The sequence below is a fragment of the Roseisalinus antarcticus genome (genome assembly GCF_900172355.1).
GTDB classification, from domain to species: Bacteria; Pseudomonadota; Alphaproteobacteria; order Rhodobacterales; family Rhodobacteraceae; genus Oceanicola; species Oceanicola antarcticus_A.
Genome location: NZ_FWFZ01000001.1, coordinates 285,135 through 307,038 on the forward strand (window position 1 = coordinate 285,135; position 21,904 = coordinate 307,038).

Consider the following 21,904-nt stretch of genomic DNA (forward strand, 5'->3'; position numbering starts at 1 on the left):
CCGCAGCATAGGCCCAACACGGTTAGCGAAAGGTAAACACGTCCCATGTCCCCGACGTCCGAGGTTGTCACCCGCTTTGCCCCGTCGCCCACCGGGGCGCTCCATATCGGGGGGGCGCGGACGGCGCTGTTCAACTGGCTCTTTGCCCGGGGGCGCGGCGGCAAGTTCCTGCTGCGGATCGAGGATACCGACCGCGCCCGCTCGACGCCCGAGAACGAACAGGCCATCCTCGACGGGCTGACCTGGCTGGGGCTCGACTGGGACGGTCCGCCGACCTCGCAAGCCGCTGGCGCCGACCGCCACGCCGAGGTCGCCCGGGGGCTTCTGGCCAAGGGCAAGGCGTTCAAGTGCTTCTCGACCCAGGACGAAATCGAGGCGTTTCGGGCCCATGAAAAGTCCGCCGGGCGCTCCACGCTCTTTCGCTCGCCCTGGCGCGACATCCCCGAAGCGCAGCATCCGGACAAGCCCCATGTCATCCGCCTGCGCGTCGCGCGCGATGGCGAGACCACCGTGCAGGATGAAGTTCAGGGCGCAATTACCTGGAAAAACGACCAGATCGACGATCTGGTACTGCTGCGCTCGGACGGGTCGCCGGTCTATATGCTGGCGGTCGTGGTGGACGATCACGACATGGGCGTCACCCATGTGATCCGCGGCGACGACCACATGGCGAATGCGATCCGGCAAACGCTGATCTACGAGGCGATGGGCTGGCACGTCCCGGTGATGGCGCATATCCCGCTGATCTTCGGGCCGGACGGCAAGAAACTGTCCAAGCGGCACGGCGCGACCGGCGCGGCCGAATACCAGGCCATGGGCTATCCCGCCGCCGGCATGCGCAACTATCTTGCGCGGCTGGGCTGGAGCCATGGCGACGACGAGTTCTTCACAGACTCTCAGGCGCGGGAGTGGTTCGACCTTGGCGGTATTGGCAAATCGCCCGCCCGTTTCGACGTCAAGAAGCTGGAAAATCTCTGCGGTCAGCACATCGCGGTCGCGGACGATGCTGCACTGCTGCAAGAAGCGGCGGATTACATTGTCGCGGCCGGCCGGACGCCCCTGACCGAGGCGCAGCGCGACGGGCTGGGACGGGCGATGTACTGCCTCAAAGAGAGGGCGAAGACCTTTCCGGAACTCATTGAAAAAGCGCATTTTGTCCTGACCTCACGCCCGATCGAACCGGATGAGAAGGCCGCCCGGCAGCTTGATACGGTATCCCGCGGTATGCTGTCGGATTTGACGCCGCATCTGCAAACTGCTAGCTGGACGCGAGAAGATCTGGAGGCCAAAGTGGCCGGGGTCGCGGAGGCGCACGGGCTGGGGCTCGGCAAGATCGCGGGCCCTCTCCGGGCCGCATTGGCGGGGCGCAGCGTCTCGCCGTCGGTCTTCGACATGATGCTGGTTCTCGGGCGGGATGAAACCGTCGCCCGGTTGACCGACGCGGTCTGAAGCCCCCTTCGTCACCCTCGTGACGGGCGCGGTGTTCGGACGGGATAAACCGCCGCCGTCCGCAAAGCCGGACGGCGCCCCGAAGCAAGGGGTACGACCATGGCCGACGCGAGCCGGACTGCGAAACTGACGATCAACGGAAACGATTACGACCTGCCGGTTCATTCGCCGACGGCCGGACCCGACGTGCTCGACATCCGCAAGCTGTACGGGCAGGCCGGAGTTTTCACCTACGACCCCGGCTTCACCTCCACGGCGTCGTGCGATTCGACGATCACCTTCATCGACGGCGACAAGGGCGAGCTGCTGCACCGCGGCTATCCGATCGACCAGCTTGCGGGCAAATCCCACTTCCTGGAGGTCTGCTACCTGTTGCTTTACGGAGAGTTGCCCTCGGCCGCGCAGCTCGAAGATTTCGAGTATCGGGTGACCAATCACACGATGCTGCACGAGCAGATGCAGTATTTCTTCCGCGGTTTCCGCCGGGATGCGCATCCGATGGCAATCATGGTCGGCGTCGTCGGCGCGATGGCCGCGTTCTACCACGATTCCACAGATATCTCGGATCCGTGGCAGCGCGAGGTCGCCTCGATCCGCCTGATCGCGAAGATGCCGACGATCGCCGCCTGGGCCTACAAGTATTCGGTCGGCCAGCCCTTCGTCTATCCGCGCAACGACCTGACCTATGCCGAGAACTTCCTGCACATGTGCTTTGCGGTGCCTGCGGAGGAATACAAGGTCAACCCGATCCTCGCCCGGGCGATGGACCGGATCTTCATGCTGCATGCGGACCACGAGCAGAACGCCTCGACCTCCACGGTGCGGCTCGCCTCGTCGTCGGGCGCCAACCCCTTTGCCTGCATCGCCGCCGGTGTTGCCTGCCTTTGGGGGCCCGCCCACGGCGGCGCCAACCAGGCCTGCCTCGAGATGCTGCGCGAGATCGGCTCGCCGGACCGCATTCCCGAATTCATCGAGCGGGCCAAGGACAAGAACGACAGCTATCGGCTGATGGGCTTCGGCCACCGGGTCTACAAGAACTTCGACCCCCGCGCGACGGTGATGAAGCAGAGCGCGGACGAGGTGCTGAGCCTGCTGGGGGTCGAGAACAACCCGGTCCTGGCCACAGCCAAGGCGCTGGAAGAGGCGGCGCTGGCCGACAGCTATTTCACCGATAAGAAGCTGTTTCCGAACGTCGATTTCTACTCCGGCATCATCCTCGAGGCGGTGGGCTTTCCCACTTCCATGTTCACGCCGATCTTCGCCCTCAGCCGGACCGTGGGGTGGGTCAGCCAGTGGAAAGAGCAGCTGGCCGATCCGCAGCTCAAGATCGGTCGGCCGCGCCAGCTGTACCTTGGCGAGACCCAGCGCGATTACGTCAATATCGAAGACCGCTGAGCGATCGAGGGCCAAGAGGGGGCCCTGCCCCCTCTGCGCCAAAGGGCGCATTCACCCCCGGGATATTGAACAGGCAATGAAGATCAGGGCAGCAGCGCGTAGCTGGCGAGATCCTCGTGGATCGGTCCGGAGCGGGTGAGGGTCGAGCCGTAAAGCACGACTTGTGTGGCCAGGAAAGGATCGAGGCGAAACCGGGCCTCTGATTCCAGGAAGCGGCGCAGGCGCTCCAGCCGGTCGCCCGTGACGTCGCCGCGGAAGCGGGCGAGCGTGACATGGGGGCGGAAGCGGCGCCGCTCGAGCGCGATGCCGGCGAGCCGTGCGGCGGAGGCGATGCGGGCCTGGAGATCGGTCAGCGCCTGCGTCGGGACGATTTCGGCCGCCATCACCGCGGGTGTGTGGCCGCCGAAGGTGGTGAGCCCCGCGATGGTGATCTCGAAGGGTGCGGCCACGAGCAGGCTCAGCTCGGCGTCGAGCTCTTCCAGCGGGCCGGCCGGAACGTCTCCGAGGAAGGCCAGCGTGATGTGGAAGGTCTCGGGATCGACCGCCCGGCCGATGGGCATCCGCACCTGCAGACGTTCCAGCACCGGTGCCGCGTCGTCCGGCAGGTCGATGGCGACGAAGGCCCTCACCGGCCCTCGTAGACCGCCGGGCGCTTTTCGAGGAAGGCCACCACGCCCTCGCGGAAATCCCGGGTCCGGCCGCATTTGCCCTGAAGCTGCGCCTCGAGGGTGAGTTGCGCGTCGAGCGTGTTGCCGGGCGAGGCCCGCAACGCCGTCTTGACGTGGGAATAGGCCTCGGTCGGGCCCTGGGCGAGATGGGCGGCCCGGGCCCGCCAGTGGGCGGCGAACTCCGCCTCGGGGACCGCTTCCCAGATCATGCCCCAGTCGCTGGCTTGGCGCGCGGTGATCTTGTCGGCAAAGAGCGCCGCGCCCATGGCCTTGGCCATTCCCATCTGCCGCGGCAGGAACCAGGTGCCGCCCGCGTCGGGGATCAGGCCGATCCGGGTGAATGCCTGGACAAAGGCCGCCTCTTCGGAGGCGATCACCACGTCGGCGGCGAGCGCGAGGTTGGCGCCCGCCCCCGCCGCGGCGCCGTTGACGGCGGCAATCGTGGGGATCCTCGCCTCGACGATGGTCTTCAGCATCGGCACGTATTCGTCGCGCAGGGTGCGTTCGAGGTCGAGGTCGGCGACGGAGCCGTCGCCCAGATCCTGGCCCGAGCAGAACGCCCGGCCCGCCCCGGTGAGCACGATGACCCGCGCCTCGGAGGCGGCGCTTTTGACCGCGTGGGTGATTTCCGCCCGCATCTGGGTGTTGAGCGCATTCATCACCTCGGGGCGGTTGAGCGTGATCACCGCGATGTCGTTCTGAAGCTCGTAAGCTATGGCCTGGTAGTCCATGGACGCCTCTTGTCTGGTTTGCCCCACCCTATGGTCTTGCGCGGCGGCGAAAAGGGCAACCGCGCGTCATCCCGCCCTGCTGTCGGTTGCGGCGCACCCCCCCGGTTATTTCCCGAGCAGAGCCTTCAGGCGCCGCTCCTCCTCCTCGGACAGGTCCTCGGGCGGGGGCGCGGTGGAGCGTGCGCGCACCGTGCCATAGCCGATGCCAAGCGCCAGCAGCAGCAGGACCGGCGCCGCCAACCACAGGATCAGGTTCACCCCGTCCATGGTCGGCTCCAGCAGGATGAACTCGCCGTAGCGGTCGACCACGTAGTCCACGACCTCGGCGTCGGTGTCGCCCGCCATGATCCGCTCGCGCACCAGAAGGCGCAGGTCGCGGGCGAGGTCGGCGTTGGATTCGTCGATGCTCTCGTTGCGGCAGATCGGGCAGCGCAGGCCCTGGCTGATGTCGCGGGCCCGCTCCTCGAGCGCGGGGTCGTCGAGCATCTCGCCCGGCTGGACCGCCCAGCCCGGCGCGGCGAGCAACATCAGGACAAGGATCAGCCGTTTCATTCCGCCGGCACTCCGCGCCGCGATGCCGCCTTCGCCGCGCCCGCCGCGATCCGCAGACGGCGGTCGGAGAGCGACACCAGCCCGCCGAGCGCCATCAGGATCGCGCCGCCCCAGATCCAGTTGGCGAACGGCTTGATATAGACCCGCACGGTCCAGCCGCCGCCCGATTGCCGGTCACCGATAACCACGTAGAGGTCGCGCAGGACCCCGTTGGCGATGGCGGCCTCGGTGGTGGGCATCTGGGCGACCGGATAGAACCGTTTTTCGGGAAACAGCACCGTCTCGCGGCCGCCTCTGGACAGCACGATCTCGGCCATGGTGGTGTCATAGTTGGGGCCCTGCTGACGCTCGACCCCCTCCAGAACGACCTCGTAGGCGCCGACCTGGTAGGGCTCCGCGATGGTGGCGACGCGGATATCCTCCTGTTGCCAGGCGATCACCGCGGCGACGCCGAACACCGTGATGCCCATGCCGCCATGGGCGATGGCCTTGCCCCAGTCGGCCCGCCCAAGGCGCATCAGCCGCCCCAGGCGCCCCGAGAGCGTGCCGCGACCGGTCCGGCTCCACAGGTCGAAGACGGCGCCCGCCACGACCCAGGTCCCGAGGACCACGCCGATCGGCCCCAGCGCCGAGCGGCCGGTCTGGACCGCGAAGGCCAGCCCCCCCAGCGCCAGCGCCAGCAGGGCGATGGGCCAGAGCGGGCGCAGCACCCGAGAGAGCCGCCCGCGCTTCCACGCGAGCATGGAACCCACGGGCAGGATCAGCGCCAGCAGCACGAAGAAGGGCGAGAAGGCCGCATCGAAGAACGGCGGCCCGACGCTGAGCGTGCGGCCGAAGGCCATCTCGGCCACCAGCGGCCAGATCGTGCCGATGAAGACGACGAAGGCCGACACCGCGAGCAGCACGTTGTTCAGCACCAGCGCCGATTCCCGGCTGACTGTCTGGAACGCCCCGGTCGCCCGCATCGCCCCGGCCCGCGCGGCATAGAGCGTCAGCGCGCCGCCCACGAAGACCGCCAGGATGATCAGGATGAAGACGCCGCGCTCGGGGTCATTGGCGAAGGCATGCACGCTGGTGATCACGCCGGAGCGGACGATGAACGTCCCCAGCAGCGAGAAGCCGAAGGCGAGGATCGCCAGCAGCACGGTCCAGGATTTCAGCGCCTCGCGCTTTTCCACCACGATGGCCGAGTGCAGCAGGGCCGCGGCCAGAAGCCAGGGCATGAAGGACGCGTTCTCGACCGGATCCCAGAACCAGAAGCCGCCCCAGCCGAGCTCGTAATAGGCCCACCAGGAGCCGAGCGCGATCCCCACCGTCAGGAACAGCCAGGCCGCCAGCGTCCAGGGCCGCACCCAGCGGGCCCAGGCCGCGTCGACCCGCCCCTCTATCAGGGCGGCGACGGCGAAGGAGAACGACATCGAGAGCCCGACATAGCCGAGGTAAAGAAACGGTGGATGGAAGGCGAGGCCCGGGTCCTGCAACAACGGGTTGAGGTCCTGCCCGTTCAGCGGCGGCACCGCCAGCCGCAGGAACGGGTTCGAGGTGAAGAGGATGAAGGCGTAGAACGCCACCGAGATCGCCGCCTGGACGGCCAGCACCCGCGCCTTGAACGCCGGCCGGAGCCCGCCGCCGAACCACGAGGCGCAGGCGCCGAAGAGCACGAGGATCAGCAGCCAGAGCAGCATCGACCCTTCGTGGTTCCCCCAGACGCCGGTCACCTTGTAAAGCATCGGCTTGGCCGAATGGCTGTTGAGAAAGACCAGCCGCAGCGAAAAGTCCGAGGTGACGAAGGCCCAGGTCAGCGCCCCGAAGGCGAAGGCCACGAGGATGACCTGCGAGGTCGCCGCCGGGTCGGCGACGGCCATCCAGCCGCGCCAGCCCTTGTGTGCGCCCACCAGCGGCACGATCATCTGCACCAATGCCAGCCCGAACCCGAGAACCAGCGCGAAATGTCCAAGTTCTGTAATCATAGAGCAGATATAACGCGGCCGGCCGTCGCGGGACACTCAATTTCGCTCGACCGGACACTTCGTCTCAGGCGGGCCCTAGCGGGGCAGGAAACCGCCCCCCACGATGAACGCGATGACGCCGGTGATCATCGCGCCGATGATCAGCCGCACCAGCCATTTGAGCGTATCCTCGATCTGGCTCAGCCGCTTTTCGACATTGTCGCGGTGCACATCGTCCACCGCCCCGCGCAGCTCCAGCTGCGACAGGCGGCGGTCCACCAGCCGTCCCCACTCATCCCCCATCCCGGCCCCTCCACTCCTCAAGCGCGGGGTTGCCGCCGGATTCGGCCACGGGCGCGGCCGGGGTCCGGGGCGCGGCCATCTCCTCCAGCGCCTTGACGTTGCTGGCGACCGTGGTGGCGCGGGTCATGGTCTCGGCGACCGAGGCCTGGAATTCCTGCCCCTTCGCCTGGTGCCGCGCCCCGAAGTAGAACGACACGATCGCGCCCATCAGCCACCACAGCGGCTCCGGCACCAGCTGGATCCCCTGCATCCGGCTGGCGAACCAGATCGGATCGACCATGGCGACCACGAACAGCCCGATGGTGCCGAAGGCCAGAAGCGGCCGCGGCAGACGGTTGAGGCCGTCGATGATTCGGTCGAAGAGGCCCTTGCGCGGCCGCGCGAATTCCGCGGCGAGCTGCGACAGGGCCGCGTCCTTCATCTGGGTTTCGCGGGCGCCAGCGTTCTCGGCGCTTTCGCGAAAGATGCCCACGGTGTCGGCCACGACGTTGCGGCCGTCGCCGAAGATCAGGTCCAGCCCCCGTGCGATCATCCCCATTGCGCCGTCCTCGCCCGGTGCTGGGCATCGGTCAGGTGGAACCGGGGCGAGATGAAGGCCTCGGCCCGCACGATCCAGCCGCCCTTGCCGCCATCGCGCCGCTGCGCGTATTTGCGCGAGGCGACCCTGCGGTCGGCCAGCTCGTAGTAGTAGTTCCGCCGCGCGATCCCGTAGGCATCGACCAGATGGTCGGGCGCCGAGGCCATCGCCGTCTGCGCCGCCGCTATGGTCTCCGGCCCGATGATCCCGTCCACCGCACAGTCGATCCGCATCTGCCGGAACAGGCGCTGCAGGATCCGCACCGCGTTCGCGCCGGCGTTCACATGCATGTCGAACACCGTCGCATGGAGCGCGGGCGGCAGGTGGCCGATCCCGGGCGCTTTGAAATAATGTTCGATGAAGATGTCGACGGCCTGGGCGCGGGTCAGGCCGCGGACGTCCTCGACGGTGACCTGGCCGTCGCCCGACAGATCCAGGCCCAGGCGGCGCATGGTGTGGATCGTCACGCCATGGTTCGTCGGCCCGCCCGGATCGTCCGGGTCATTCACGAAGCCCCCCTCGCGGGTGACAATCTCTTCGGCAATCTCACGCACGCTTTGCATCGCGGCCCCCTTCTTTTCCTGCTCGGGGGAGACAATGCTCGCAGGGCGTTAATTCGTGATGGGAGCACCGTCCGTTGCGCCTGGATGTCCAGCGTCTTCAAGGGCTTGCTGGACCTCTCGCGGCATGTAGGTCTCGTCGTGCTTCGCCAGAAGCTGGCTCGCGACGAAGCGGCCGTCCTGATAGCGGCCGGTGGCGATGGTCCCCTGCCCCTCGCTGAAGAGGTCCGGCACCGATTCCGAACCGTCATAGAAGACAGGGATGGTCGCCGCGCCGTCGGTCACGGCGAATTCCAGCACATCCCCGTCGCCGCGCACCAGGCTGCCCTCCACGACCAGCCCGCCGAGCTTGAAGACCTCCATCGGCCCGGGCGGTGCCTCGGCCACCTCGGACGGCGAGCGGAAGAAGTTGATGCCGTCCCGCATCGCATAGCCGATCAGGACGGTGGACACGCCGAGGGCGACAAAGGCCAGGGCAATGACCTGTATCCGCCGCTTTTTCTTCAAGGATTTCATCTCTCACCCCCTCCGGTCCAGGGTCCGGCCACCGGCCCCCGGGCATGTGGCCTGATACGCCGCCGGCCGGTCACGGGAACACCGGCGCCAGCCGGAGCCCCGCCCCCTCGTCATTGCCAAGCATCAGGTTCGCGTTCTGGATCGCCTGCCCCGACGAGCCCTTCGTCAGGTTGTCGAGCGTTGCGATCACGATCGTCCGCCCTTCGATCCGGTCCGGCACCACGCCGATATGGCAGTAGTTGGAGCCGCGGATATGCCGGATCGACGGATGCTCGCCCTCGGGCAGCATGACGATGAACTCTTCCTCGGCGTAGCGGGCGCTCAAGGCGCCATGGATCGCGTCCGAATCGCCGTCCACATAGACCGTGGCCAGGATCCCCCGGTTCGCGGGGATCAGGTGCGGCGTGAACTGGATCTGCACCGGCCGGCCGGCGGCGCGGCTGAATTCCTGCTCGAACTCGGCCTGGTGCCGGTGCCCGCCGCCGACGGCATAGCCATGCGCGCCCTCGGACAGCTCCGCGTGCAGCAGGTTTTCCTTCAGGCTCCGCCCCGCCCCCGAGACCGCCGCCTTGAGGTCGATGACGATCCGGTCGAGGTCGATCACACCGGCCTCGATCAGCGGGCGCAGGGCATATTGCCCGGTCGCCGCGTTGCAGCCCGTCCCCGCGATCAGCCGGGCGCCCCGGATCTCGTCGCGATAGAACTCGGTCAGGCCGTAGACCGCCTCTTGCTGAAGCTCTGGGGCGGCGTGGTCCTTGCCATACCAGATCCGGTATTGATGCGGGTCGCGCAGCCGGAAATCCGCGGAAAGATCGACGATCCTCAGATCCTCGGGCAGCGCCCGGATCACGGCTTGCGACGTGGCATGGGGCAATGCGCAGAAGGCCAGGTCGATGCCCTTGAAATCCACCTCGTCGATCGTGGTCAGGCGCGGCAGGTCCAGATGGCGCAGGTGGGGAAACACCTCCGCCATGCTCATTCCGGCCTTGGAATTGCCCGACAGCGCCGCGACTTCCATCTCCGGATGGGTGGCGATCAGCCGGACCAGCTCCGCCCCGGTATAGCCCGAAGCGCCGAGGATCGCGATTTTCTGGGTCATCTCGTGTGAATTCCTGTGTGTCGACAAAGGATGTAGGGCCTCGGGGCCCGGCCCGCAACATGGCCCAATGGTCGCAGCATCGGCCGATCGCCGGCCACGATCACGCTGTGGCCCCCGGCCAGGACTGGCCCGGGGGCCACGCCTCAGGCCGCTTCGAAGGTGACCTTGCGGCGCATGAAATGCGTCGCCCGGTCGGAGACTTTGCGCGGGTCGCCGGTGGTCAGGAACGCCCGTTCGGTCCCCTGGCCCAGCATCTCCGGCCGCCGCTCCAGGTAATCGGCCAGGCTCTCGGCCACGAGGTTGGCCTGGCTGAACACCAGCACATCCTCGCCGAGCGCCTGCTGAAAGATCTCCGCCATGAGCGGATAGTGCGTGCAGCCCAGCACGGCCGCATCGGGCGACGGCATCTTGCGCTTGAGCGCATCCACGTGAGAGCGCACAAGCGCCTCGGCCAGGATCATGTCGCCCTCCTCGATGGCGTCCACGACGCCGCCGCAGGCCTGCGCCTCCACATCGACGCCGATTGCGCGGAAGGCCAATTCGCGCTGGAACGCCCGCGACGACACCGTCGCCGGGGTTGCGAACAGCGCCACATGCTTGACCGCAACCTCGCGCGGGGGGGAATTGTCGCCCCATTGCCGCTCTGTCAGGGCCTCGATCAGCGGGACGAAGACGCCCAGCACCCGCTTGTTCGGGGGGATCCAGCTTTCCTGCATCCGGCGCAGGGCCGCGGCCGACGCGGTGTTGCAGGCCAGAACGACAAGGTCGCAGCCCGCCTCGAACAGGCGGGCGACGCCGCGGGTCGTCAGATCGTAGATGTCGTCGGGTTCCCGCACGCCGTATGGCGTGTTCATCGAATCCGCATAATAGACGAACGGCACGTCGGGCAGGCGCTTCTGCAGCGCGTCGAGAACCGTCAGCCCGCCCAATCCGCTATCGAAAACGCCCACCGCCATGTGCCTACCTGCCTCTCTTGCCGCGCTTGTCCGCGCCTTGCTCTCTGGTGCCGGCTTTGTCGCCGGCCTTGTATTTCGGCATGAACTCGAACCCCAGCGTGTCAGAGACCAGCGGTCTTGGCGAGAGTCGATAGGTCTGCTCGCGCAGGAACGCCATGCAGGCCTTGGGATCGGACCGGCGCCCGGCCAGCTCGGACTGGGGGATCGGTGCGCCGACCACCACCCGGACCGGCGTGCCCGCCCGGCGGCGGAACTCGCGGATCAGCATGCCCATGCGCAGGGTCACGTGCACATGGCTCGCGATCTGGAACAGGCGGCTGTTGGTCCCGTCGAAGAAGACCGGCACCACGGTGGCGTCGGATTTCGCGACCATCTTGGCGGTGAACGTCCGCCACCCCGGGTCCATCGGCGGCGAGAACGGCCTGGCCGAGGTCGACACGGTCCCGCCCGGAAAGATCCCGATCGCGCCGCCCGCGCCGAGATAGCGCAGCGCCTCGGCCCGGGTCTCGAGGTTGAGGCGCGCGGCCTGCTTGGTTTCGTCGAAGGACACCGGCAGGATCACCCGTTCGAGATCCGGCGAGCGGCGGAACACGTGGTTGGCCAGGATCCGGAAATCGCCGCCCCGCCGCTCGCTGAGGATGCGCCCCATCATCAGCCCGTCGAGCACGCCGTAGGGGTGGTTCGCGACCACGATCAGCGGGCCCTCGGCCGGAATGCTGTCGAGCGTGCCACCCGCCACGTCCAGCGACAGGCCATACCGTTCGGTGATGATTTTCCAGAAATCGCCGCCCTGCGCGACTTCGAGGTCGTAGCCCCGGGCCCGCCGGATCAGGGAGAGCCGCCCGGTCGCATTCTCCATCACGCGGATCATCGTGCGCCCGCCCCGAGTCGCCGCCGAGGTGGCATAGGTGATGTCTTTCGCGACGTGCCGGTCGCTCATGGCTTGCCTGTTCTCTCTGCCTTTGGGGGCAGAATACGCCATGGGCGGTCCCGGCGAAAGAGCCCGACTGCCACCCGTTTGCCCTGTGAACCTGTCGCTTTCCACGGCAAATGCCGAAAAATCGACCGTTTCCGGCGGAAATCCCGTCGTAAAGTTTGTCTTGCGCACCCATGTGCGTCTATCAGGTGCGCGAAGCTGGCGGGCGGGGACCGGGCCGCACGGGGGGACGGGACAAGATGGATTGGGATAAACTTCGCATCTTTCATGCGGTTGCGGATGCCGGAAGCCTGACGGCGGCCGGCGACACGCTGCATCTGAGCCAGTCCGCCGTCTCGCGCCAGATCCGGTCGCTGGAGGAAAGCCTGAACACCACCCTGTTCCACCGCCATGCGCGGGGGCTCATCCTGACCGAACAGGGCGAATTGCTGTTCGACGCGACCAAATCCATGAACAAGCGGCTGGAGGCCGCCTCCGCGCGCATCCGCGACAGCGAGGAAGAGGTGTTCGGCGAGCTGAAGGTGACCACCACCATCGGCTTCGGAAGCCTGTGGCTCGCCCCGCGGCTGGTGAAGTTCTACGAGAAGTTTCCCGACCTCAAGATCGACCTGATGCTCGAGGAGCGGGTGCTCGACCTGCCCATGCGCGAAGCCGACGTGGCCATCCGCATGAAGGAGCCGTCCCAGGCCGACCTGATCCGCAAGCGACTGATGTCGGTCCACATGCGGCTTTACGCGTCGCGCGATTACCTGTCCGACAAGCCGCCGGTCGAATCGATAGAGGACCTGCGCAATCTGCGACTCGTATGCCAGAACCCGGGCAGCACGCAGGTGACGGCCTCTGCCTCGCTCACCCACCACCTGCTGAGCTACGATCTGCGGAGCCTGCTGACGGTCAACAACTATTTCGGCGTGCTGCAGGCGGTGAACAACCACTTGGGCGTGGGCATCCTGCCCGATTACGTGGTCGAGGATTTCCCCGAGCTTGTCCGCGTCCTGCCCGAGATCGAGAGCGCCGAAGTCCCTGTTTTCCTTGCCTATCCCGAAGAGCTTCGGCAATCCAAGCGGATCGGCGCCTTTCGCGATTTCGTCCAGGAAGAGATCATCGCCCACCGCCGCAAGTTGCGCGACGCGCTGGCCGGTCAAGTCTGATCCCTACGTAGTTTCCCTGAGGCATGTGCGCAACGCATGGCGGGTTTGTAATGCGAACGCAGCAATTGAACTTGATCGTTTGCGGGGCGCTGATTAATTGAGCTCATGAAGCAGACGACATGCAAGTGTCTTCGACTTCATACCTCCCTGTTGGACTTCGCCGGGCCTTTGGCCCGGCTTTTTTCTTTTCGGCAGGGCGATCCGCGCGACTCCGGTGCTTCTTGCGGTCAAGACACCCCGCTCGCCCCCGAGGCCTCAGCGAGTGTCGCGGCGGCCGATCCGCCATGATCGACCCGACATGTATTTCATTGACCCGACGCATTAGAATCATGGCGAGGCGAGGACCCCGCCCTAGAGTGTCTCATGACACACCCCGGACCCAGCGAAATCAACGCCGACCAGCGCACCTTCTGGAACGAAGGTCCCGGTCAGACCTGGGCCAGGCTTCAGGATCTGCTGGACGTTCAGCATGCCGAAGCGGCGCAACTGCTTTTGGCCCATGCGGCGATCGGGACCGGGGAAGCGGTGCTCGACATCGGCTGCGGCGGCGGGGCCACGACCCTGGCGGCGGCAGAGGCCGTGGGGCCCGAGGGACGCGTGCTGGGCCTCGACATCTCGACTCCGATCCTGAAGCTCGCCAGAAGCCGCGCGGCGGCGTCCGGCGCGACGAATGTGGACTTCGAGCTTGGCGATGCCCAGATCCGCGCGGGAGGCGGAGACTTCGACCTCGCAATGTCCCGGTTCGGGGTGATGTTCTTCGACGATCCCGCCGCCGCCTTCGCCAATATCCGTGCCCACCTGCGCCCCGGCGGACGCATCGCCTGGATCTGCTGGGCCGGGCCGCAGCACAATTTCCTGTTCCGGGTGTCGGCCCAAAGCGCGGCCGAGGTTTTCGGAACCGCACCGACGCCCGACCCAACGGCGCCCGGCCCGATGGCCTTTCAGGACATCGACCGGGTGACGTCCCTGCTGCACACGGCCGGGTTCGAGGACGCACGTGGCGTATTGATTTCCGGCACGCTCGGCGTGCCGCGCGACATGGCCCGGACACTGGTTTCGGACATCGGCCCGGTCGCCTCGCGGATTCGCACCGAAGGCGGCTCGGACGCACAGCGCGAGGCCGCAACCGACAGGGTCCTCGCCCGGTTCGCGGAGTTCGAGACGGACGGCGTCTACGCCCTGCCCTGCGCTTATGTTGTCTACACCGCGCGCACCCCCTGAGCCTTCGCTCCCGCGCACCTTGCCCCAGACGATCCTTGCCCCAGACGATCCGCGCCCCAGACGATCCGCCGACGCGCCGCGGCCCACGCCAGCCACCTTGACCCGACCCGCGCCCCCCAGAGCGACTTTCGCCTGACCCTCCCTTGGGATAGAACAGGCGGACATCCTCGGGGGAAATGTATGCAAGAGCCTGCCATCACGGAAGATCTCATCGCCGCACATGGCATCAAGCCAGACGAATACGCCGAGATCCTGCGGATCCTGAACCGGGAGCCGAGCTTCACCGAACTGGGGATATTTTCGGCGATGTGGAACGAGCACTGCTCCTACAAGTCGTCGAAGAAATGGCTGCGCACCCTGCCCACCACCGGCCCGCAGGTGATCTGCGGCCCCGGAGAGAACGCGGGTGTGGTCGATATCGGCGACGGGCAGGCCGTGGTCTTCAAGATGGAAAGCCACAACCACCCCTCCTACATCGAGCCCTACCAGGGTGCGGCCACCGGCATGGGCGGCATCCTGCGCGATGTCTTCACCATGGGCGCGCGGCCGATCGCGGCGATGAACGCACTCAGTTTCGGGGCGCCGGATCATGCCAAGACACGCCAGCTTGTCCATGGCGTGGTCGAGGGAATCGGCGGCTACGGCAATTGCTTCGGCGTGCCCACGGTGGGCGGAGAGGTGCGGTTCCATTCGGCCTATAACGGCAATTGCCTGGTCAACGCCTTCGCCGCGGGGCTCGCCGACGCCGACGCGATCTTCTATTCAGCGGCCAGCGGGGTCGGCCGCCCGGTCGTCTACCTCGGGGCCAAGACCGGGCGCGACGGGGTCGGCGGCGCCACCATGGCTTCGGCCGAATTCGACGACACGATCGAGGACAAGCGCCCCACGGTGCAGGTCGGCGATCCGTTCACCGAAAAGCGGCTGATGGAGGCGTGCCTGGAGCTGATGCGGACCGGCGCCGTGGTCTCGATCCAGGACATGGGGGCCGCGGGCCTGACCTGTTCGGCGGTCGAGATGGGCGACAAGGGCAACCTGGGCGTCCGGCTCGACCTGGAAAAGGTCCCGGTGCGCGAGCCGAACATGACCGCCTACGAGATGATGTTGTCCGAAAGCCAGGAGCGGATGCTCATGGTGCTGGACCCCGCGAAAGAGGCCGAGGCCCGCGCCGTCTTCGACAAGTGGGACCTCGACTTTGCCATCGTGGGCGAGACCATCGCCGAGGACCGGTTCCTGATCGTGCACAACGGCACGACCATGGCGGACCTGCCGCTGAAGGCGCTGTCGGGCAACGCGCCCGAATACGACCGCCCGTGGGAGCCGACGCCGACGCCCGCCCCGGCGCCCGAGATCCCCGGGGTCGACCCCATCGACGGGCTGAAGGCGCTGATCTCGTCGCCGAACTACGCCGCCAAGAGCTGGGTCTATGAGCAATACGACCAGATGGTCATGGCCGACACGCTGCGGCCTCCCGGCGGGGGCGCGGGCATCGTCAGGGTCCATGGCACGCAAAAGGCGCTGGCCTTCACCTCGGACGTCACCCCGCGCTACGTCAAGGCGAACCCGGTCGAGGGCGGCAAGCAGGCCGTGGCCGAGGCCTATCGCAACCTGACCGCCGTCGGGGCGCTGCCGTTGGCCACCACCGACAACCTTAACTTCGGCAACCCCGAAAAGCCCGAGATCATGGGCCAGTTCGTGGGGGCGCTGCAGGGGATCGGGGCGGCCTGCAAGGCGCTGGACATGCCGATCGTGTCGGGCAACGTCTCGCTTTACAACGAGACCGACGGCGTCGGCATCCTGCCCACGCCCACCATCGGCGCGGTCGGCCTGATCGCCGATGCCGACGCGGCGATCACCGGCACCGCACGGTCCGGCCACGTGCTGATGCTGCTGGGCAAGACCCGCGGGCACCTGGGACAATCGGCCTTGCTGGCCGAGGTCTTCGGCCGCGAAGAGGGCGACGCGCCCCCGGTCGATCTGGTCGAGGAAAAGCGCCTGGGCGGGTTCATCCGCGCCAACAGCGCCCATATCCGCGCCTGCACCGACATCGCCGACGGCGGGCTGATCCTCGCCGCCTTCGAGATGGCCGAGGCCGGCGACACCGGCCTGCATCTCGACAAGGCCGATACGCCGACGCTGTTCGGCGAGGATCAGGGGCGCTACCTGATTGCCTGCAACTTCGACTATGCCGAAGCGCTGATGACCGCTGCCGGCAGCGCCAGGGTGCCGCTGGCGATGATCGGCCGTTTCAAGGGCGACACCTTCCGCGTCGGCCGCGTCCGCGCCCCGATGGCGGAGCTCTCTGCGCTTTATCGCGGCAGTTTCGGGCAGACCTTCGGCTGATCGCGCCGCCGCGGCCGCACGGGGCCCGGCAAGGCCTTGAAGCGCCCCGATCCGCCGCCTAGTTCTTTGACAAAAGAGGATGTGACATGCCGATAACCGCCCATGAAATCGAAACCCTGCTTCGCGCCTCCTTTCCCGATGCCAGGATAAAGGTCGACGGCGACGACGGGGCGCATTTCGCCGCGCAAGTGGTCGATGAAAGCTTTCGCGGCATGAACCGTGTGCAACAGCAGCGTAGCGTCTACGCGGCCCTCAAGGGCAAGATGGATGGCTCCAACGGCGAGCTGCACGCTTTGGCGCTGACCACCAAGGCACCGGACTGACCGGCCCGGCGGCGTGATCTGCGGGGCGGTCTGCGCCGTCCTGCTGATCGGCCTCGGTCTCTATGGCTTGATCCGAACCGCCTCCCGCCGCCGCCGCGCGGAAGGCGGCCGCGGCCTGCGGCTGGGCCCGCATCCGCCCGCGAACGGGCTCCGAAACCGCCGCCAGGCCTCGCGACGACTGACCCCCTCTGGAAACCCGGCACGTCAACGCGTATCTCTGACTAAACCGACTTGCCCGATTCAGATCCGACCGGAAGGACAGGCACCATGACGACGACAGCCCAGGACCAGATCCAGGATACCGTTTCCACCAACGACGTCGTGCTTTTCATGAAAGGCACGAAAAGCATGCCGCAATGCGGCTTCTCCTCGCGCGTCGCGGGGGTGCTCAACTACATGGGAGTCGATTTTCAGGACGTGAACGTCCTGTCCGACGACGGGATCCGTCAGGGCATCAAGGAGTTCTCCGACTGGCCGACGATCCCGCAACTCTATGTAACGGGCGAATTCATCGGCGGCTGCGACATCATCACCGAGATGACCCTGTCGGGCGAGCTCGACAAGCTGTTCGAAGAGAAGGGCGTGGCCTTTTCCAAGGACGCCGCCGACAAGATCCGCGAAGCCAACGGCTGACAGGCCACGCAGTCTGTGCCATCCTCGGCCCGAACGCACGGGCGTGAGGGGGCATGGCTTGAGGGGGCATGGACAGCGGGATCGTTCTTATCGTCATCGGGCTGTCCGCGATCAGCGGCCTCGTTCTGATGGTGGCGCTGCGGGCCGCCCGGCAGCGCCGTGAGGCGCTCCGTGCGCTGGCCGAAGGCAACGGCTGGAGCTACCGCGAGGAGCGGGCCACCGCGGGCCGCGGGCGCCGGATCGTGCTGGCAGGGCCCACTGATCGCTGGCGGCTGACCCTCTATCGCGGGCCGTCCAGCTCCAGCGGCGGGTCGGTGCAGTGGACCGATTTCGTCGCCCCGGACGCGGGCATTCCGGACGGGCTTGCCCTGCTGGGGCCGCCCATCCCCGAGAAGACCGCGCAACTGGCCACCACCATGCTGGCCGGATTCGGCGGTCAGGTGATCGGCAAGATCTTCAGCGGAATAGACAACGATATCGGCGCCGACATCTCGCGCCTGGCATTCGTGCCCGGGGTCTCGCCCGAGGACGGAACCCTGTTCGCCACGTCCGACGCCACCGACGCGCTGACCCCGATCCTGGGACACGCGGCCTTCGCGGACGCTCGCCGGGGCCGCAACGAGCGCCGGCAACCGATCGTGATGCGCGGCGCCTTCGGCCTCAAGATCCGTATCCGCAAGGAGCTTGCCACCCCCGAGGAGATCGAGGCGCTGGTGGGCTTCGGCGAGACCCTGCGCGCGGCGCTCCGCCACTAGGCCGACGCCGCGGGATCAGGTCCCGGATTTCCGTTCGATCTCGTCGGCCAGCGCTTCCGTCCGGGCGGCGAGTTCGGCCAGAGTCTCCGTCACCTCGACCGGAACGACGGGCACTTCGACCCGTTCGGGCGAGGTCTTGGGCTGCTCCAACAGCTGGTCAAGCCGGGATTTCAGCTCTCCGGCCAAGCCTTCGGCGGCGCTCAGGCTGTCCTCCAGCGCGGCGGTCCGGTCCGCGAGCATCAGGCCCGCCATCAGCAGCATCCGTGCCTCGGTCATCCGGCCGACCTGGCCCGCGATGGCCGAGGCCTCGGCGTCGAGCGTCCGGGCGGCGGCGTTCAGAAACTCCTCCTCGCCCTCCTGGCAGGCGACCTCGAAGGTGCGGCCGCCGATGGTGATCTCCACATGGGGCATCAGGCCTTCTCTCCCGCAATCGCTTGAAGTTCCGCGAGAACCGCCGCGGCCTCGGTTTCCTCGGCGCCGCGAAGGGCCCGCAGCGCGTCGAGCTCGGCCAGCATGGCCTTGTTGATGAGGTGCGGCTCGGCCACCTCTTCGGACATCGCCTTGCGCAGCTTGCCGTTGATCTCGCGAAGCTCGGCATTCACCTGGCGCATCCGCTGCATCCCGTCGTCCAGCGCGGCCAGACGCTCGCGCTGGTCGGTGACGCGGGTCTCCAGATGCGTGATCTTGCCGTCCTGGCGCTCTTTCAGGCGGCGCACGCGCTCTTCGAGCTGGGCATTGGCGACGCGTTCCTCCTCCAGCCGGGCGCGCAGGGCCTCGATCTCTTCCTGCGCGGCGGTGTCGACGACGGTCTCGACGGCGGCCTCGGGCTCCGGCGGAGGTTCGGGCGCGGGGTCGGGAACCGGCGCGGAGGCGGCCGGCGTCAGCCCCTCGACCCCGGCGCGGATCCGGTCCAGCGCCCGGGTGATCCGGGCCTCCAACTCGTTTACGTCATCCATCTGCCCTGCCCTTCTTTTTTCGCGCCGCGCCGGTCGCGTCCCCCGCCGGCCAAGGCGGCCTGCCGCCTGCCGGCCACGGCGCCCCGCGGCCCTGCCGGCACGCCCCAGCGGCCCCGTTCCGGACGAATCGCGGCACGGTCGGGAAATCGTATGCCATCCCCTGTATGGCGGCAAATGGCGGCGATGGCAGCGGCCGCCCGAACCGCCGCCACGCTTGAACTTGGCCCCGGCGCTGTTAAGACGCAGGTCGAGATATTACCGCACCCCGAAAGGAAGAGCCCCTTGGACATCGAGAGCCTGCGCGCGGCGCATCCCGATCACTGGAAGATGGCCGCGGCCATCCGGACCCTGACACTGGACGCCGTCGCGGCGGCAAAATCGGGCCACTCGGGGATGCCCATGGGCATGGCCGACATCGCCACCGTCCTCTACCGCAACCACATGAGCTTCGACCCGCTGGCGCCGAACTGGCCGAACCGCGACCGGTTCATCCTGTCTAACGGACACGGCTCGATGCTGCTCTACTCGCTGCTGCACCTGACGGGCTACGAGCAGATGACCCTGCAGCAGCTCAAGGATTTCCGCCAATGGGGTGCGCGCACGGCCGGGCACCCGGAATACGGCCATGCCGAGGGGATCGAGACCACCACCGGCCCGCTGGGCCAGGGCATCGCCAATTCAGTGGGCTTCGCCATCGCCGAGGAAGCTCTTCGGGCGCGGTTCGGTGCCAAGGTGATGAACCATTGGACCTACGTGATGGCCGGTGACGGCTGCCTGATGGAGGGTGTGAGCCACGAGGCGATCTCGCTTGCAGGCCACCAGAAGCTGGGGCGTCTCGTGGTGTTCTTCGACGACAACGGCATCACCATCGACGGCAAGGTCTCGCTGGCAGACATCACCGACCAGCCCAAACGGTTCGAGGCGGCCGGCTGGCATGTCCAGTCGATCGACGGTCACGACCCCGAGGCGATCGACGCCGCGATCGTCGCGGCGAAGGCCGATCCGCGCCCGTCGATGATCGCGTGCAAGACCCACATCGCCCTGGGCCACGCGGCGCAGGACACCGCCAAGGGCCACGGCGCGCTGACCGATCTCGACCAGCTCGCCGCCGCAAAGGAGGTCTATGGCTGGGGTTACGGCCCGTTCGAGATCCCGGCCGACGTCAAGCAGATGTGGGAGGCGCTCGGCACCCGCGGGGCCGAGGCCCGCGCCGCCTGGCAGGGCCGGGTCGACGCGATGCAGGCCGGCCCCCGTGCCCGGTTCGAGGCCGCGATCTCCGGCACCCTGCCACGCAAGCTGACCGGCACCATCCGGGCGCTGAAAAAGCAGATGAGCGAGACAGCGCCAAGCCTCGCCACCCGCGCCTCCTCGCAGAAGGTGCTCGAGGTCGTGAACCCGGTCGTGTTGGAGACGCTGGGCGGCTCCGCCGACCTGACCGGCTCGAACAACACGCTGACGGCGGATCTCGGGATCTTCGACGCCGAGAACCGCAAGGGCCGATACATCCACTATGGCATCCGAGAGCACGGCATGGCCGCGGCGATGAACGGCATCGCCCTGCATGGCGGCGTGCGACCCTATGGCGGCACGTTCATGGTGTTCTCCGACTATGCCCGCGGCGCGATGCGGCTGTCGGCGGTGATGGGCGCCCCGGTGATCTACGTGCTCAGCCACGATTCCATCGGGCTGGGCGAGGATGGCCCGACCCACCAGCCGGTGGAACACCTGGCGATGATGCGGGCCACGCCCAACACGATCGTCCTGCGGCCCGCCGATGCGGTCGAGGTGGCCGAGGCCTGGGAAATCGCGCTGGAGCGCAAGGACGGGCCCACGGTCCTGGCCCTGTCGCGTCAGAACCTGCCGACCCTGCGCACAGAGCACAAGAACCGCAACCTCGCGGCGCGCGGCGCCTATGTGCTGGCCGAATCCGAGGCGACGCGGAAGGCGATCCTGATGGCGTCCGGCTCGGAAGTATCGGTGGCGATGGAGGCCAAGGCGCTGCTCGAGGCCGAGGGGATCGGCACCCGCGTCGTCTCCGTCCCGTCGATGGAGCTTTTCGCGGCGCAGGAGGAGAGCTACCGCAAGCGCGTGCTTTCGGGCGGCGCCGTGCGGGTCGCGATCGAGGCCGGCGTGCGCCAGCCCTGGGACCGCTGGCTGCTGGGCGAGCGCGGCCGCGAGGCGAAAGCCGGCTTCGTCGGGATGGAGGGCTTCGGCGCCTCGGCCCCGGCCGAGACCCTGTTCGAGAAGTTCGGCATCACCGCCGAGGCCACCGCCGCGCAGGTCCGCACCCTGCTGGGCTGACGCCGCCCGGCACGCCATGCCGCGAAGATCCCGCACAAGGCCCCCGACCGGGGCCTTGTGCCGCCGGACCAGCGCTCGGCCAGGTTCCGCCCCTGAACCCCGCGAACACCGCCTCCTGCGCCCCTGAACCCCGGTTATAGGCGGCGAACCAAAGGCCGAATGCCCCGCATTCCAACTCCGGTTGAGTGGCCATAGGCCGAAATCGACGACACTTCCCGGTCACCGGACGCGGCATCCCGCCCCGTCCCTTTGATCGAAAGGTGTCTTACATGATCCGCAAATTCAGCCTCGCCACAGCCGTTCTCGTCGCGCTCTCCGGCTCGGCCGCCCTCGCCTCGGGCGGCGCCCTGGACGACGCGACCAAGGAGCAGATCCGCACCACCCTCACCGAGCAGGGCTATGAGGTTCGCAGCATCGGCATGGAGGACGGCGAGATCGAGGTCTACGCCATCAAGGACGGCGAACGCCTGGAGCTTTACCTCGACGAAGCGCTCAACATCGTCCGCGGCCAGCCCGAAGATTGATGCCTCCC

At 67.5% G+C, this 21,904-nt stretch carries 23 protein-coding genes; 10 read left to right on the forward strand and 13 right to left on the reverse strand.

The window, feature by feature from the left end; all coding sequences use genetic code 11:
- Nucleotides 1-45 precede the first annotated feature (45 nt).
- Together gltX and gltA are read left to right on the forward strand one after the other, a co-directional pair.
- Nucleotides 46-1,449, forward strand: a complete 1,404-nt coding sequence (gene gltX / locus ROA7023_RS01350; RefSeq protein ID WP_085877196.1) for a glutamate--tRNA ligase — start codon at nucleotides 46-48, stop codon at nucleotides 1,447-1,449.
- Between the two features lie 99 nt (nucleotides 1,450-1,548).
- On the forward strand, nucleotides 1,549-2,844 hold the full coding sequence (gltA, locus tag ROA7023_RS01355) for a citrate synthase (protein ID WP_085877197.1): 1,296 nt from the start codon (nucleotides 1,549-1,551) through the stop codon (nucleotides 2,842-2,844).
- Nucleotides 2,845-2,927: 83 nt separating this feature from the next.
- Here gltA and thpR read toward each other — a convergent pair whose 3' ends face one another.
- The 11 genes from thpR to ROA7023_RS01410 form a co-directional block, all read right to left on the reverse strand.
- A complete protein-coding gene (gene thpR, locus ROA7023_RS01360; protein WP_159458417.1) occupies nucleotides 2,928-3,473 on the reverse strand; it encodes an RNA 2',3'-cyclic phosphodiesterase in 546 nt (181 codons plus the stop codon).
- Nucleotides 3,470-4,243 carry an enoyl-CoA hydratase-related protein gene (locus ROA7023_RS01365; RefSeq protein WP_085877199.1) on the reverse strand — a complete coding sequence of 258 codons (774 nt, stop codon included), beginning with the start codon at nucleotides 4,241-4,243 and terminating at the stop codon, nucleotides 3,470-3,472. Before ROA7023_RS01365 ends, thpR begins: the two co-directional genes overlap by 4 nt.
- A gap of 105 nt (nucleotides 4,244-4,348) precedes the next feature.
- Nucleotides 4,349-4,795: a cytochrome c-type biogenesis protein gene (locus tag ROA7023_RS01370; RefSeq protein ID WP_085877200.1), complete on the reverse strand. Its 447-nt coding sequence runs from the start codon at nucleotides 4,793-4,795 to the stop codon at nucleotides 4,349-4,351.
- Nucleotides 4,792-6,765 (reverse strand): heme lyase CcmF/NrfE family subunit, encoded by a 1,974-nt coding sequence (locus ROA7023_RS01375; RefSeq protein ID WP_085877201.1) that lies wholly within the window; start codon nucleotides 6,763-6,765, stop codon nucleotides 4,792-4,794. The genes ROA7023_RS01370 and ROA7023_RS01375 overlap by 4 nt, the downstream gene beginning before the upstream one ends.
- A 75-nt stretch (nucleotides 6,766-6,840) precedes the next feature.
- Nucleotides 6,841-7,047, reverse strand: coding sequence for a hemolysin XhlA family protein (locus ROA7023_RS01380; protein ID WP_085877202.1), 207 nt, complete (start codon nucleotides 7,045-7,047; stop codon nucleotides 6,841-6,843).
- On the reverse strand, nucleotides 7,037-7,585 hold the full coding sequence (locus tag ROA7023_RS01385; protein ID WP_085877203.1) for a holin family protein: 549 nt from the start codon (nucleotides 7,583-7,585) through the stop codon (nucleotides 7,037-7,039). Before ROA7023_RS01385 ends, ROA7023_RS01380 begins: the two co-directional genes overlap by 11 nt.
- Nucleotides 7,576-8,187 (reverse strand): holin-associated N-acetylmuramidase, encoded by a 612-nt coding sequence (locus ROA7023_RS01390; protein WP_085877204.1) that lies wholly within the window; start codon nucleotides 8,185-8,187, stop codon nucleotides 7,576-7,578. The genes ROA7023_RS01385 and ROA7023_RS01390 overlap by 10 nt, the downstream gene beginning before the upstream one ends.
- 48 nt (nucleotides 8,188-8,235) lie before the next feature.
- Nucleotides 8,236-8,700, reverse strand: a complete 465-nt coding sequence (gene ccmE, locus ROA7023_RS01395) for a cytochrome c maturation protein CcmE (protein ID WP_085877205.1) — start codon at nucleotides 8,698-8,700, stop codon at nucleotides 8,236-8,238.
- A 70-nt stretch (nucleotides 8,701-8,770) separates the two neighbouring features.
- Entirely contained in the window at nucleotides 8,771-9,799 is a 1,029-nt protein-coding gene (argC, locus tag ROA7023_RS01400) for an N-acetyl-gamma-glutamyl-phosphate reductase (protein ID WP_085877206.1), read from the reverse strand.
- 143 nt (nucleotides 9,800-9,942) lie between these two features.
- A complete protein-coding gene (gene murI / locus ROA7023_RS01405; RefSeq protein WP_085877207.1) occupies nucleotides 9,943-10,755 on the reverse strand; it encodes a glutamate racemase in 813 nt (270 codons plus the stop codon).
- A gap of 4 nt (nucleotides 10,756-10,759) precedes the next feature.
- On the reverse strand, nucleotides 10,760-11,695 hold the full coding sequence (locus ROA7023_RS01410; protein ID WP_085877208.1) for a lysophospholipid acyltransferase family protein: 936 nt from the start codon (nucleotides 11,693-11,695) through the stop codon (nucleotides 10,760-10,762).
- 236 nt (nucleotides 11,696-11,931) lie between these two features.
- On the opposite strand from ROA7023_RS01410, the gene ROA7023_RS01415 reads away from it, so the two are divergent.
- The 6 genes from ROA7023_RS01415 (at nucleotide 11,932) to ROA7023_RS01440 (ending at nucleotide 18,115) form a co-directional block, all read left to right on the forward strand.
- Complete coding sequence (locus tag ROA7023_RS01415; protein WP_085877209.1) at nucleotides 11,932-12,843, forward strand: LysR family transcriptional regulator; 912 nt, start codon at nucleotides 11,932-11,934, stop codon at nucleotides 12,841-12,843.
- A gap of 363 nt (nucleotides 12,844-13,206) precedes the next feature.
- Nucleotides 13,207-14,064 carry a class I SAM-dependent methyltransferase gene (locus ROA7023_RS01420; protein ID WP_085877210.1) on the forward strand — a complete coding sequence of 286 codons (858 nt, stop codon included), beginning with the start codon at nucleotides 13,207-13,209 and terminating at the stop codon, nucleotides 14,062-14,064.
- Between the two features lie 180 nt (nucleotides 14,065-14,244).
- A complete protein-coding gene (gene purL / locus ROA7023_RS01425; RefSeq protein WP_085877211.1) occupies nucleotides 14,245-16,404 on the forward strand; it encodes a phosphoribosylformylglycinamidine synthase subunit PurL in 2,160 nt (719 codons plus the stop codon).
- 86 nt (nucleotides 16,405-16,490) lie between these two features.
- Nucleotides 16,491-16,727: a BolA/IbaG family iron-sulfur metabolism protein gene (locus ROA7023_RS01430; protein ID WP_085877212.1), complete on the forward strand. Its 237-nt coding sequence runs from the start codon at nucleotides 16,491-16,493 to the stop codon at nucleotides 16,725-16,727.
- A 267-nt stretch (nucleotides 16,728-16,994) separates the two neighbouring features.
- Entirely contained in the window at nucleotides 16,995-17,360 is a 366-nt protein-coding gene (gene grxD, locus ROA7023_RS01435) for a Grx4 family monothiol glutaredoxin (RefSeq protein WP_085877213.1), read from the forward strand.
- 68 nt (nucleotides 17,361-17,428) lie between these two features.
- Nucleotides 17,429-18,115 (forward strand): hypothetical protein, encoded by a 687-nt coding sequence (locus tag ROA7023_RS01440; RefSeq protein WP_085877214.1) that lies wholly within the window; start codon nucleotides 17,429-17,431, stop codon nucleotides 18,113-18,115.
- 15 nt (nucleotides 18,116-18,130) lie between these two features.
- Here the strand turns inward: ROA7023_RS01440 and ROA7023_RS01445 are convergent, their stop codons facing one another.
- Complete coding sequence (locus ROA7023_RS01445; RefSeq protein ID WP_085877215.1) at nucleotides 18,131-18,526, reverse strand: cell division protein ZapA; 396 nt, start codon at nucleotides 18,524-18,526, stop codon at nucleotides 18,131-18,133.
- On the reverse strand, nucleotides 18,526-19,071 hold the full coding sequence (locus ROA7023_RS01450; protein ID WP_085877216.1) for a hypothetical protein: 546 nt from the start codon (nucleotides 19,069-19,071) through the stop codon (nucleotides 18,526-18,528). The genes ROA7023_RS01445 and ROA7023_RS01450 overlap by 1 nt, the downstream gene beginning before the upstream one ends.
- Before the next feature lie 282 nt (nucleotides 19,072-19,353).
- On the opposite strand from ROA7023_RS01450, the gene tkt reads away from it, so the two are divergent.
- On the forward strand, nucleotides 19,354-21,372 hold the full coding sequence (gene tkt / locus ROA7023_RS01455; RefSeq protein WP_085877217.1) for a transketolase: 2,019 nt from the start codon (nucleotides 19,354-19,356) through the stop codon (nucleotides 21,370-21,372).
- Between the two features lie 269 nt (nucleotides 21,373-21,641).
- On the forward strand, nucleotides 21,642-21,896 hold the full coding sequence (locus tag ROA7023_RS01460) for a PepSY domain-containing protein (protein WP_085877218.1): 255 nt from the start codon (nucleotides 21,642-21,644) through the stop codon (nucleotides 21,894-21,896).
- The last annotated feature ends 8 nt before the right edge of the window (nucleotides 21,897-21,904 follow it).

Bases quoted from the DNA above. Each gene is read 5' to 3' on its own strand.
- gltX (WP_085877196.1), top strand. From the start codon at position 46: ATGTCCCCGACGTCCGAGGTTGTCACCCGCTTTGCCCCGTCGCCCACC.
- gltA (WP_085877197.1), top strand. From the start codon at position 1,549: ATGGCCGACGCGAGCCGGACTGCGAAACTGACGATCAACGGAAACGAT.
- ROA7023_RS01365 (WP_085877199.1), bottom strand. From the start codon at position 4,243: ATGGACTACCAGGCCATAGCTTACGAGCTTCAGAACGACATCGCGGTG.
- ROA7023_RS01370 (WP_085877200.1), bottom strand. From the start codon at position 4,795: ATGAAACGGCTGATCCTTGTCCTGATGTTGCTCGCCGCGCCGGGCTGG.
- ROA7023_RS01375 (WP_085877201.1), bottom strand. From the start codon at position 6,765: ATGATTACAGAACTTGGACATTTCGCGCTGGTTCTCGGGTTCGGGCTG.
- ROA7023_RS01380 (WP_085877202.1), bottom strand. From the start codon at position 7,047: ATGGGGGATGAGTGGGGACGGCTGGTGGACCGCCGCCTGTCGCAGCTG.
- ROA7023_RS01385 (WP_085877203.1), bottom strand. From the start codon at position 7,585: ATGGGGATGATCGCACGGGGGCTGGACCTGATCTTCGGCGACGGCCGC.
- ROA7023_RS01390 (WP_085877204.1), bottom strand. From the start codon at position 8,187: ATGCAAAGCGTGCGTGAGATTGCCGAAGAGATTGTCACCCGCGAGGGG.
- ccmE (WP_085877205.1), bottom strand. From the start codon at position 8,700: ATGAAATCCTTGAAGAAAAAGCGGCGGATACAGGTCATTGCCCTGGCC.
- argC (WP_085877206.1), bottom strand. From the start codon at position 9,799: ATGACCCAGAAAATCGCGATCCTCGGCGCTTCGGGCTATACCGGGGCG.
- murI (WP_085877207.1), bottom strand. From the start codon at position 10,755: ATGGCGGTGGGCGTTTTCGATAGCGGATTGGGCGGGCTGACGGTTCTC.
- ROA7023_RS01410 (WP_085877208.1), bottom strand. From the start codon at position 11,695: ATGAGCGACCGGCACGTCGCGAAAGACATCACCTATGCCACCTCGGCG.
- ROA7023_RS01415 (WP_085877209.1), top strand. From the start codon at position 11,932: ATGGATTGGGATAAACTTCGCATCTTTCATGCGGTTGCGGATGCCGGA.
- ROA7023_RS01420 (WP_085877210.1), top strand. From the start codon at position 13,207: ATGACACACCCCGGACCCAGCGAAATCAACGCCGACCAGCGCACCTTC.
- purL (WP_085877211.1), top strand. From the start codon at position 14,245: ATGCAAGAGCCTGCCATCACGGAAGATCTCATCGCCGCACATGGCATC.
- ROA7023_RS01430 (WP_085877212.1), top strand. From the start codon at position 16,491: ATGCCGATAACCGCCCATGAAATCGAAACCCTGCTTCGCGCCTCCTTT.
- grxD (WP_085877213.1), top strand. From the start codon at position 16,995: ATGACGACGACAGCCCAGGACCAGATCCAGGATACCGTTTCCACCAAC.
- ROA7023_RS01440 (WP_085877214.1), top strand. From the start codon at position 17,429: ATGGACAGCGGGATCGTTCTTATCGTCATCGGGCTGTCCGCGATCAGC.
- ROA7023_RS01445 (WP_085877215.1), bottom strand. From the start codon at position 18,526: ATGCCCCATGTGGAGATCACCATCGGCGGCCGCACCTTCGAGGTCGCC.
- ROA7023_RS01450 (WP_085877216.1), bottom strand. From the start codon at position 19,071: ATGGATGACGTAAACGAGTTGGAGGCCCGGATCACCCGGGCGCTGGAC.
- ROA7023_RS01460 (WP_085877218.1), top strand. From the start codon at position 21,642: ATGATCCGCAAATTCAGCCTCGCCACAGCCGTTCTCGTCGCGCTCTCC.